The organism is Comamonas squillarum (assembly GCF_025309455.1).
In the GTDB taxonomy this organism is placed as follows: domain Bacteria; phylum Pseudomonadota; class Gammaproteobacteria; order Burkholderiales; family Burkholderiaceae_C; genus Comamonas; species Comamonas squillarum.
In genome coordinates, this window is sequence record NZ_CP104377.1 from 3,678,572 (window position 1) to 3,690,492 (window position 11,921).

The 11,921-nt window shown below is 52.6% G+C and carries 9 protein-coding genes; 8 read left to right on the top strand and 1 reads right to left on the bottom strand.

Features of this window, described 5'->3' with window-relative positions:
• The 6 genes from N4T19_RS17005 (at position 1) to N4T19_RS17030 (ending at position 9,500) form a co-directional block, all read left to right on the top strand.
• Complete coding sequence (locus N4T19_RS17005; protein ID WP_260718597.1) at positions 1-3,498, top strand: glycosyltransferase; 3,498 nt, start codon at positions 1-3, stop codon at positions 3,496-3,498.
• Positions 3,499-3,505: 7 nt separating this feature from the next.
• Entirely contained in the window at positions 3,506-4,615 is a 1,110-nt protein-coding gene (wecB, locus tag N4T19_RS17010; RefSeq protein ID WP_260718598.1) for a non-hydrolyzing UDP-N-acetylglucosamine 2-epimerase, read from the top strand.
• Positions 4,612-5,868 carry a glycosyltransferase gene (locus tag N4T19_RS17015; protein WP_260718599.1) on the top strand — a complete coding sequence of 419 codons (1,257 nt, stop codon included), beginning with the start codon at positions 4,612-4,614 and terminating at the stop codon, positions 5,866-5,868. Before wecB ends, N4T19_RS17015 begins: the two co-directional genes overlap by 4 nt.
• A gap of 48 nt (positions 5,869-5,916) precedes the next feature.
• Positions 5,917-7,257, top strand: coding sequence for a phosphoglucosamine mutase (glmM, locus tag N4T19_RS17020; RefSeq protein WP_260718600.1), 1,341 nt, complete (start codon positions 5,917-5,919; stop codon positions 7,255-7,257).
• A gap of 28 nt (positions 7,258-7,285) precedes the next feature.
• Positions 7,286-8,236 (top strand): acyltransferase family protein, encoded by a 951-nt coding sequence (locus N4T19_RS17025; RefSeq protein ID WP_260718601.1) that lies wholly within the window; start codon positions 7,286-7,288, stop codon positions 8,234-8,236.
• A 94-nt stretch (positions 8,237-8,330) separates the two neighbouring features.
• The gene (locus tag N4T19_RS17030; protein WP_260718602.1) at positions 8,331-9,500 is read left to right on the top strand and encodes a glycosyltransferase family 4 protein; all 1,170 of its coding nucleotides are present in this window, start codon (positions 8,331-8,333) and stop codon (positions 9,498-9,500) included.
• A 75-nt stretch (positions 9,501-9,575) separates the two neighbouring features.
• Here N4T19_RS17030 and zigA read toward each other — a convergent pair whose 3' ends face one another.
• Positions 9,576-10,817, bottom strand: coding sequence for a zinc metallochaperone GTPase ZigA (gene zigA, locus N4T19_RS17035; RefSeq protein WP_260720313.1), 1,242 nt, complete (start codon positions 10,815-10,817; stop codon positions 9,576-9,578).
• A gap of 172 nt (positions 10,818-10,989) precedes the next feature.
• On the opposite strand from zigA, the gene N4T19_RS17040 reads away from it, so the two are divergent.
• Positions 10,990-11,250 carry a hypothetical protein gene (locus tag N4T19_RS17040; protein ID WP_260718603.1) on the top strand — a complete coding sequence of 87 codons (261 nt, stop codon included), beginning with the start codon at positions 10,990-10,992 and terminating at the stop codon, positions 11,248-11,250.
• A gap of 27 nt (positions 11,251-11,277) precedes the next feature.
• Positions 11,278-11,706: a Fur family transcriptional regulator gene (locus N4T19_RS17045; protein WP_021026186.1), complete on the top strand. Its 429-nt coding sequence runs from the start codon at positions 11,278-11,280 to the stop codon at positions 11,704-11,706.
• Positions 11,707-11,921 lie beyond the last annotated feature (215 nt).

An 11,921-nucleotide genomic window follows, 5' to 3' on the forward strand; every position in this document is an offset into this window, starting at 1 on the left:
ATGAAATCTATTCTGATCGTCACACAACAGTTCACCATCGGCGGACTGGAGACCCACATTCGCGGAGAGATTGAGCAGCTGTCGGCTATGGGTATTGAGGTTCATCTGGCGACAGGCTCCACACTCGACAAGACACTTCTGCCATCTGGTTTGAAGTCCATCACAGCCGGCCTTGTTTTAGAGCCATCAGCTACTGCGCAGCAAACCTTAAAAGCGATTGAAAAGTTAAGACAGCTGATCCGAGAACATCGCATTGATCGGCTTCATATCCACCCCTTTACTTCGATTGTGCCTGCGGCCATTGCTGCGGAGCTGGAAGCAGCACCCTATGCGTTGACTCTGCATGGGCCGGATTCGCTTGGAAGTTTCTATGGTCCGACTTTCGATGCAGTACTCAAGGACGCAGTCTTGCCAAATTGCAGTGCGGTGTTCGCAGTGTCTCCTGAAGTGAAAGAGTTGGCCGCAGTTTACGTCGCTGACAGCGCAATCCAGTACATCCCCAATGCTGTGTCCATGGGACGCTGGACTCAATCGGCGCATGCACATACAGATCACTGGCTAGTCGTTTCACGTCTGGATGATGCGAAAGTTCCGGGCGTTCTAGATTTCTGTGTCAAAGCTAAAGAAAGCGGTATACCTCGTATCCTCATTGCGGGAGACGGTGCAGCGCGTCCGATGTTGGAGTCTTGGTTGCAGCAACGGGGGTTGGAAGACTTTGTGCAGTTTTTAGGTGCTATTGCAGATGTCGGCGCTCTCATGTCGCGTGCCGCCGGTATTGCAGGTATGGGGAGAGTTTTACTTGAGGGTATCGCTGCGTGTAAGCCAGTGGTACTAGTGGGCTACGACGGTGTCAAAGGCGTATTGGACTATAGTCTTTTCGAAAGGGCTGCTCGTGCCAATTTCTCTGGAAGAGGGCTTCCTACAGTAGATGGCGCAGGATTACGCGAGCAGTTGGCAATTCTCGAATCATCTCCCGAGTTCGAGCATTTGCATAACCTCGCCCAGAAGGACTTTGACGAAAAGTTTGTATGGGAAAATTTTGCTAAATATATGGGCGCAGCCCAGCCTCCACGACAGCCCTATTTGCAACATATCTACGCGTGCTTGCAAACGATGCCCGTGAACGATGAAACTCCATATCTCAACAGCCTAGAGTTTTTAAGCAAGTTGGAGACTGAAATCAGTGAAAATACCGCCAACTGGAGGAGGTTCGAGATTTCTATTTTATTGGCTAAATGTCGTCTAGAAAGGGAGTTGGATAACAAGGTCGCAGCGAATATGGTTGCTAAGATCTCAGATAAAGACGTGCAGATATCTGATCTGAAACAACAGCTGACAGATTTGAATTTGAATATTAATGGGCTTCGCCAAAATATTGTTGCACTTAACAGTCAGGTGAATCATTTCAGTCAGTCTGCCAGTAGTAATGAGCAATCGTTAAAAAATATACATTGCTCTGCTTCGTGGCGAATCACCTATCCTTTACGACTGACCTATTCAGCTATAAGCAAATTTGGTACTCCTCTCTTCACTAAATTGCCCGTTAAATTTCAGCGTCAGGTTTTAAATAAAATTAATCCAGAAGTTCATTCTGTTTCGGGAAATAGATCAGAAATAGCTTTTAAGAATTTAGCAAGTGATTTTTCAGAATCGACAAATAATACATTTGATAATTCAAGGCAGCAGGTACTTGAAGATGATCTGGTTATTATTGCAGGAGTTCCTTTTGATGATGTTGGTGGAGGGCAGCGCTCAGCGCAGTTGGCGCGGTGCGCTCTAAAAACTGGTAGACGCGTTACTTATATTCACATTTATAAAAAATTTGATTTTGAGGTCAACGCTTATGTAGATTCTCATATTTCGATTTTTGGTCTTGATCATTTTCATATTGATGAAATTAGTCCCGAAAAACTACTGCGTTGTATTTCGAGTAATTCAACACTGCTGATTGAGCTGCCTCATCCTGCAGCATTGCCATATCTAAAGGCATTCAGCTATTCGGGTATGCGGACAGTCTTTGAATTGATCGATGACTGGGAGACCAGTTTAGGCGGTGACTGGTTCAATATGGGTGTGTATCGCGATTTCGTTGAGAAGGCGGAGAGCGTAGTTGGCACCGCAAGATTGCTGGTGGAACGCCTTCGTAATCTTGGAAGAGCAGATGCTCTGTATTTGCCGAATGCGGCAAATGAATATATATTTGATAAATATAAAAACTATCAGCGTCCTAAAGATCTTCCTGCGGATGGGTATATAGGTCTTTATTTTGGTTCATTGTATGGTGAGTGGTTTGCATGGGAATTCTTGGAGGAGGCTGCGCATAATAATCCGGGTATTAAATTTGTATTGATTGGGGACCGTCCTCAAAGAGAGCATCTACCTAAAAATATTATTTTACTTGGCCCAAAGCAGATTGATGAACTTCCTGCTTATCTTGCATACTCGGACTTTACATTACTGCCATTTACGCCTGGTAAGATATCGGACGCAGTTTCTCCAATTAAAGTTTTTGAGTATCTGTTTGCAGGGAAGCCTGTTGTCTCCACCAATCTACCGGAAATAAATGGGTATCCTGGATTAATTATCAAAAACACGCCTGCTGAATACTCTGCCGCGTGCGCTGAAGTGGTCAAGGCGGATTGCGGAAAATTAAATGCGCTAAATGATAATTTCATTTGGGAAAATTCATGGTTTTCGCGACTTGACAAGATAACACTTAAGAACAAAAAAACGCGTTTTGAAAAATCTGTTAGCGTTATTATTTTAATTCACAATAACATAAAAATAATTGAGCGTACGCTTTCTTCATTATTATGTCATTGTACAGATTATATTAAAGAAATCATTGTTGTAGATAATTGTAGCGTCGACGGAGGTGCTCAATTGGTGCGGGAAAAATTCCCATCCGTATTGGTCGTTTCAAATCCAGTTAATGGATGTGCTTCCGGGCGAAATTTGGGGCTGCAATCTGCCACTGGAAAATATATTTCTTTCTTTGATTCTGATCAGTGGTTTACATCGTCTAGTTGCTTTGATGAGGCTTTGTCTATTTTGGATCGAGATGCGAACGTGGGTGCAATTGGATGGGCGGCGGGTTGGTTTGACGCGAGCCGGGACGACTTTGGCGGCATGATTACTGATTACTGTCCCAATCGGGGGATGAATGCTCAGGCAATTCGTAAAGGCTACCGTAGTGATGTCGCGTACTTAGGCACAGGAGGTTTTTTTGCACGTGCAGCTGTGATTAGATCCACCCAAGGGTTTGATGTTGCTTATGACCCAACCTGTTTTGAAGATACAGATATGTCGCTTCAAATTAAGGATCTTGGTTTAGATATCTGCTATCGAGATTTGACAGGCATTCGTCATCAGCCTCATCAAACTACAAGTGCAAGCGGCGGATCAGATGCTTATGTGAAGTTATTCAAGCGGAATGCCGATTACTTTAGAGAGAAGTGGAAGCATCGCAGTGATCTGTTCATTGATTACACTGAATAAAATACAAATGTCATCATCTAAAAAGAATATTCTCTGCGTAGTAGGCACGCGTCCCGAGGCGATCAAGATGGCCCCCGTGATCCTTGAGTTGCGCAAGCAGCCATGGGCTAACGTGCGCGTGTTGGCTACCGCCCAGCATCGCCAGATGCTGGACCAGGTGTTGTCTTTTTTCGATATTCAGCCTGACATCGATCTGAATATCATGCGCCCCAACCAGGCGCTGACTGAACTCACTGCGCGCCTTTTGCTGGAGCTGGACGCGGTACTAAAGGCAGAGAAGCCGGATGTGGTCCTGGTTCAAGGCGATACAACGACGGTCATGACCGTGGCGTTGGCGTGCTTCTATCACCGTATTCCAATCGGGCATGTGGAGGCCGGCCTGCGCACCTGGGATATGCAGAATCCGTTCCCCGAAGAGGCCAATCGCGTTATCGCGGGCAAGTTGGCAAGATGGCACTTTGCCCCCACAGAGGGCTCGCGCCAGAATTTGCTGAAAGATGGAATCGCTGATTCAGACGTCATCGTCACGGGCAACACCGTGGTGGACGCCTTGCTGGCCACCGCTCAGCGAGATCTGGATCTGGGCATCACCTTGCCGGCAGACAAGCGCATGGTGCTGGTGACATCTCACCGACGAGAGAACTTTGGCGTACCTTTCCGCAACATCTGCCGCGCATTGCAGACGCTGGCACACAACAATTCGGATGTACAGTTTCTCTATCCGGTTCACCCCAATCCGAACGTGAAGGATGTGGCGTATGAGTATCTTGCGCAGATTCCGAACGTCACCTTGTGCGAGCCGTTGGACTATGCGCCCTTTGTCGCGGCGATGAAGCGCGCCTATCTGATACTGACTGATTCCGGCGGGGTTCAGGAAGAAGCGCCCGCGCTGGGTAAGCCGGTGTTGGTGTTGCGTGAGGAAACGGAACGCCCAGAAGCCGTTCAGGAAGGTGTTGTCAAACTGGTGGGTTCCGACTACGACAGGATCGTTGCTGAGGCTCAGTGCCTGCTTGACGATGAAGCAGCCTACAAAGCAATGGCGCGGGGTGTATCGCCCTACGGTGATGGCCACGCTTCTGAGCGCATCGCTCGTCTACTTCAAGAGCAACTTCTGTGAAGGTTCTGCTGATCGCCTATGAGTTTCCTCCTATCTTGGCGGCGCAGTCTTTGCGCTGGCTCCATTTAGCGAACGAACTGGTCGCACAGGGGGTTCAGATAGAGGTGATCTGCCCAGACATCGCTCCTAACCCGGCGTTTCCGTTGCTGTTGGACCGCCGCGTTATTACCCACCGGGTTTGGCCAGGCCCATTCATTGGCCTTGGTGAATATGCAGCCAAGCGTGCTGCAGCGCAAGGTTCAGTGTCCGAAGGCGCAGCATCGGCTGCGCCTTCGCTGCTGTCAAGAGCTTATGGGATCGCTCGAGATCTGCTCAATCGCGTTGTCTATCCCGACATCCGAAGCGAATGGTATTTTTTTGCGCGCAAGAAACTCAAGCAGCTATTGGCAGCGAATCGGTACGACATCGTGTTGAGCTCGCACGAGCCCGCGGTGGACATCTTCGTAGGGTTCCATGCGAAAAAGGCGAAGCTGCCATGGGTCGTGGACTTGGGCGACCCGCTGCTCACACCATATTCTCCGCGTTGGCGCAGGGGAATCGATCTGCGCGTGGAGCGCCGCGTCATGCGCCATGCTGACCATGTGGTAGTCACAGATGACAAGGTCATTGAATTGCTGGTGGAGCGGCATGGCGCCCATCTGCGAGAGCGGATGTCGACAATCTCTCAAGGGTTTCCTGCATCAGCACCTGCTGAGCAAAAAAGTGCCAACGCTAGCTTCAGCATTTGCTTCACTGGCAACTTCTACAGTGACTTCAGAAATCCCAAGCAGCTCGCGGAAGCGCTACGCACGCTGCAAGGGGTCGATTTCACTTTCCAGATCATTGGCAACAATGGCCGGTTCAAGCCCCTCTTCGAGGGAATCCAGGGCATTGAGTTTTTGGGCCAGAAGAACCATAGAGAGTGTCTGGAGTGGCAGCGTCGCGCTGATCTGTTGATCAATATTGGTAACGTACAAAATTATCAGATCCCCGGCAAGATCTATGAGTATCTGGGGTCAGGCACGCCAATCTTGCACATTCAGACCAGCGAGTCGACGGATCCGGGTGCGACCTTGATCAACGAGACCCAAGCGGGCGTCGTTGTGACGAACGATTCCCAGGAGATTGCAGTCGCGCTCAAACAGTTGTTTTCGCAATGGCAGCACCAGCTGCATTGGCCTCTACCCTCCAGAAATGAGGAACTGATCCAGAGCCATACTTGGACCAGCAAAGCCAATCTCTACAGACGACTGCTTTCCCTGCTCGCCAAGTAAGCGCAGATCTTGCACTGACGCTTTGCCTAAATTTCAGAAATCATAACTATGTCACGCCAGTACTTTGGAACCGATGGAATACGCGGAACCGTAGGCACTTCGCCTATTACCCCAGACTTTGTGCTGCGCTTAGGCCATGCGGTCGGGCGTGTACTGCGTTGCCATGAGCAGCGCCCAACCGTACTGATTGGCAAGGACACCCGTATCTCCGGCTACATGCTTGAAAGTGCCCTCGAATCCGGCCTGAACAGCGCTGGCGTTGATGTTGTTCTATTGGGCCCATTGCCTACACCCGGAGTGGCATATCTGACCCGTGCGTTGCGCGCGAGTTTGGGCATTGTCATCAGCGCTAGCCACAATCCTTTTGCGGATAACGGAATCAAGTTTTTTAGTGCAGAGGGCACCAAACTTCCTGATGCTTGGGAGGCGCAAGTAGAAGTCGCTTTGGCCGAGATGCCTGACTGGGTGGAGTCAGCCCAGTTGGGCAGGGCACGTCGCCTGGAGGATGCGCCAGGCCGATATATCGAGTTTTGCAAAAGCACTTTTGACCCAGACCTATCGCTTCGGGGCATGAAGTTGGTGGTAGATGCTGCACACGGCGCGGCTTACCAGATTGCTCCTCAGGTTTTCCATGAGCTGGGTGCAGATGTCATCACTATTGGCTGTAATCCCGATGGCTTGAATATCAACCAAGAGGTGGGCGCTACGCATCCGGATGCGCTTGTTCGTGCGGTGCTAGTCAACAGCGCTGACCTGGGCATTGCATTAGATGGCGATGCTGATCGCTTGCAATTGGTCGATGCCCAAGGTCGTCTGTTCAACGGAGATGAGTTGCTCTATTTGATGGCCATGGACCGGGTGCATAGGGGCGAGACGGTGTCAGGTGTAGTGGGTACGTTGATGACCAATTTAGCGATCGAAACAGCCCTACAAGCACAGGACATCGAGTTGGTTCGTGCCAAAGTGGGTGACCGCTATGTGCTTGAAGAGCTGCGGCGTCGTGGTTGGATTTTGGGTGGCGAAAGCTCGGGGCACCTGCTTGCGCTTGACAAGCACACTACGGGGGACGGCTTGGTTAGCGCGCTGCAAGTATTACAGGCTTGTGTGCGTCGCCAACAAAGCATGGCTGAACAGCTACGCGGTGTTGATTTATGCCCTCAGGTTTTGCTCAACGTGCCATTGCTCCGAGGACAAGACTGGACAAAAAATCAAAAGCTCGCCGACCTGCAGCGAGAATGTAGCGAACGATTTGCGGGGCAGGGCCGGGTACTCATCCGTGCCAGCGGCACGGAGCCATTATTGCGTGTGATGGTGGAAGCCATCGATGTGGCGCAAGCACGCAATTGTGCCAAACAGTTTGCAGCGGTTTTCGCTACAGAGCTCCAATGACTTTTTCTTATAACGTTGGCTAAGTGCAATGCTCTACTCAATACAAGCCCTGAGGGGTTTTGGTGCAGTTGCTGTAGTTATTTTTCACGCGCTAACTCTCTACCCAGAACTGAATTTCCGGGCGGGTGCGGCAGGTGTTGATATATTCTTTGTGATAAGCGGCATAGTAATGGCGCTTTCCATTAAAGAAAATGCAAAGCCTGGAATTTTTCTCCTTCGTCGAGTTATCAGGGTTGTACCTCTCTACTGGGTTATGACTGGATTGGCAATCCTAAATGTCTATATTTTTTATCCCGGCGCATCCGTAGGTTCCGATGCTGTTGTTCGTTCGATGTTATTTCTTAAGCCGGCAAATGGCTCAATGCCCCTCCTCTATCCAGGCTGGTCTCTAAACTATGAAATGCTCTTTTATGTAGTATTGGCGCTATTTATTTCTTTTCGTAGATATTGCTTGCCTTTTGTCGCTCTGGTATTCATTTTTCTGGGCTCATTGTCTGAAATTGGACATTTTCATGAATTTTACTTCGTTAAATACTATCTTCTAGAATTTTCATTGGGTATACTAATTGGTTCTCTCTTTAAAAGAAACATTAAAATAGAAAGAGGCGTAGGAATTCTATTTCTGATATTTAGCTTTGCTTTATTTGCTCTTCATAACTATTTCAAATCTGAAGGCTTTATTGCTTGGGGCGTGCCAAGCATTTTACTTGTTTTGGGTTGCTACTCTTTTGAAAATAAGGCTATATTTAGGAATAAGATTGTCCAGATGATGGGGGATGCAAGTTACTCTATTTATTTAGTTCATCCATTTGTAATATGGGCGTTTGAAAGAAATTACTCTGGCAGTATAGTTGTCTTATTTTTTGGAATTTTTCTTTCTATATTCTTCGGGGTTATTTGTTTTCGCTGGATCGAGCAGCCCATGCTTAATTGCATGCTTGGTTTTGTACGCGTCAAAACTAAGATTCAAGTGACATAGTCGTAAATTTTTTGGATGTTTTCAAACCTCAGTGCGAAAACGATATTCCTGAAAAATCTATTAACTGCCATATGTTTTCAGAGTGTCTTTATGTATGAAGCTTGATCTGATTCTCGCAGCTGACGCGCTTCGCCCGCCACTCACTGGCATTGGCCGCTATACCTATGAGTTGGCAAAAAGGCTGGGTCAGCATGAAGAAATCGCACGCTTGCGCTATTTCTCCATGGGCCAATGGGTTGAAAATCCAGTTGCGGCTTTAAACCAACCTGTGGCTGACAATGCGCCGGTTGCCACCCCAGAGCGCAAAACCTTGCGCGATCACTTGTCCTCCAACCGGGTTGCAGTGCGCGTGTTTGCTGCATTGACTCCAGCGCTTTTTGGCTGGCGGCTGCGTGGCAATAAAGGCGCTATCTACCATTCGCCCAATTACATCGTGCCGCCGTTTTCGGGCAAGACGGTCAGTACGGTCCACGACCTGTCCCACCTGCTGCACCCGGAGTTCCATCCGCAGGCCCGTGTGGACTATCTGCGTCTTGCGCTGGATGCCAGTCTGGCTCGTACGGACCAGGTCATCACTGTTTCGGAAACGGTGCGGCAAGAAATGCTGGCCCATGGGCTCATGTCTGCGGATCGCATCCAGGCCATCCATTTGGCAGCCGACAGTGCTTATCGCCCTCACACCCAGGAAATGCTGGCACCTTCGATGCAGGCACTGGGCCTGCAGGCCCAGCAGTACAGCTTGTTTGTCGGCACCGTAGAGCCGCGTAAAAATGTGGCTCGCCTGATCCAGGCGTACCGACAGCTTTCACCAGCCCTGCGCCAGGCCTATCCGTTGGTGGTCGCGGGCGGCAAGGGATGGAACTCCGAAGACATCCATGCGGAGTTGACCAGTGCCGAGGCAGAGGGTTGGTTGCGCTATCTCTCGTTTATCGACCAGCGCTGGCTGCCTGCGCTATACGCTGGTGCACGGCTGATGGCCTACCCATCGCTCTACGAAGGCTTTGGCCTGCCGATTGTGGAGGCGATGGCCAGTGGTACACCGGTGCTCACCTCCAATGCCTCTTGCATGCCCGAAGTGGCTGGGGGGGCCGCCTATTTGGTCAACCCACGCGATGTGGATGACATCCGCCACGGTCTGGAGCACTGTTTGAGCGACGAGGCATGGCAGGCCGATGCGCGGACCAAAGGGCTCGCACGAGCGGCACAGCTGTCATGGGACCGCTGCGCGCGAGAGACCATTGAGGTGTACAAGAAGCTGGTGTGATGGCATTGGCCTTGGTCGGCCAGCGCAGGGGCAAAGTCGGCAGATCCTGTAAGGCTACCAACGCATAAAGGCTGCTTATACAGCGCTATCAGGCCAATCCACAAACGAATGCCGCCACCCCGTCCACACCCCAGGCCCCTGCGCCATCTCCGCATCACTGAGCAGGCAATTGTCCAACTGCGTGCGCAACGCCGCCTCGTCCATGTCGATACCGATCAGCACCAGCTCCTGGCGCGCATCGCCCACGCGCTCGTCCCAGGCGGCGCGAATCAGGGCCAGGGCCTCTTCGTCCTGCGGCCAGCGCTCTTGTGGCACGGCGGCCCACCAGTAGCCGGCGGCGCTGTGGCGGGCCACCGCTCCGGCTTGTGACCACTGGCCTGCCAACGTCGGGTGGCTGGCCAGCCAGAAAAAACCTTTGGAGCGCACAACACCCGGCCATTCCTGGTTGATCAGCGCAAAGAAGCGCTCGGGGTGGAAAGGCCGGCGAGCGCGGTAGACAAAGCTGCCAATGCCGTAGGCCTCCGTTTCGGGCTGGTGGCTGCCACGCAGCTCCTGCAGCCAGCCAGGGGCCTGGGAGGCCTGCTCAAAATCGAACAGACCCGTTAGCAGCACCTTGTGCAGGGGCACCTGGCCAAACGCGGCCAGCTCGATGCGGGCGCGGCGGTTCAGGCCGCGCAAGATGCCCATCAGCTGTTCGCGCTCTGCGTCAGACACCAGATCGGCCTTGTTGAGCACGATCACATCGCAGAACTCGATCTGCTCGACCAGCAGGTCCACAACGGTACGCTGGTCCTCATCGCCCAGCGATTGGCCGCGTGCCTGCAGGTGGTCGCGCGAGCTGTAGTCGCGCAGAAAATTGAAGGCATCGACCACCGTGACCATGGTGTCCAGCTGCGCGACATCGCCCAGGCTGCGGCCGTCTTCGCCGGCAAAGGTAAAGGTCTCTGCTACGGGCAGGGGCTCGGAGATGCCGGTGGATTCGATCACCAGCTGGTCAAAGCGGCCTTCGCTGGCCAGGCGGCTGACTTCCAGCAGCAAATCCTCGCGCAAGGTGCAGCAGATGCAGCCATTGCTCATCTCCACCAGCTTCTCATCGGTGCGCGACAGCTCCGCCCCGCCCTGGCGCACCAAGGCCGCGTCGATATTGACCTCGGACATGTCATTGACGATGACCGCCACGCGGCGGCCTTCGCGGTTGTTCAGGATGTGGTTGAGCAAGGTGGTTTTGCCGGCGCCCAGGAATCCCGAGAGTACGGTGACGGGGAGCTTGGGTTGGGCGGTGTTGGCCAGCGGGTAGGAGCGTGTGGTGGAGGTCATCGTGGAATGCGGGTTGGTGCGGGTCTGGGTGGCGTGGTGCATGTCCAGGCCAGGTCTTGGCTATGGTTCAACTGCAGTGTGATATGTTATAACATAACAAATGAAAACCAGCTTTCTCAACCGTTTACCGAGAACCTGGCTTGGTGGCTGTGAAGATTGAAGAAGGACAGCGATGATTCCCAGAACCTACGCGCAGTGGCGGCACTGCATCACCGTCGAATGCGGCATCCCCTTGAGCGCCGACTTCATCGCGCAACGCCTGGCGGTATGGCGCAATCCGGGGCTGGAAGAAACACAGCGCTTCAGGCGCCTCTATGGCGACGCGCATTGGCAGGCGGTGCAGCGCTGGTTTGTGCAGGCGGCGCAGGAGCAAAAGCAGGAGGGCACCGCTGCGGTGCCCCCGCTGGCGGCGCCCGCACAGCAGACCGGCTAAACTCGGGCCTCTGCCTTTGTTGTCACCATGTCCACAGCCGCCAAAACGCCACAGCCCGAGTTGACCAAGCACCAAGCCCTGGTGCTGCAAGCGCTTGCGCGCGAGGCCAATCCGGCCAGTGCCTATGCGCTGCTCGACCAGCTGCGTGACGAAGGCCTGCGCGCGCCCCAGCAGGTGTACCGCGCGCTGGACAAGCTGATCGAATACGGTCTGGTGCACCGCGTGGAAAGCCTTAACTCCTTTGTGGTCTGCGCCCATACGCATGCCGAAGGCCATGACCATGGCCTGGTGGTGTTCGCCATCTGCGATACCTGCGGCCAGGTCGATGAGTTTCTGGAGCCTGCGGTGGAGCGGCGCCTGAAGACCTGGTCCAAGGCCAATGGCTTCCGGCCCAGCAGCACCCATGTCGAGATGCATGGCATCTGCAGCCGCTGCGCTGCGGCACCGGCGGCCTAAGAACCTGTTCAAAGTCTCTACGCAGCCGCGTTGGAGTGCAATCGGGATGAGTTCGAAGGGATGGAACGCAGCTTGCACCGGGGTGCAAGCCAGGGCCAGCGCGCAGAAATCGCCCGATTTCACTCCAACCCTTCGGGACAGTGGCTTTGCGCTGCCCGGGAAGGGGCGCCCGGCTAGGGCCGCCCGGGCAGGGGCGGTCTGCGTTGTTGCAAATC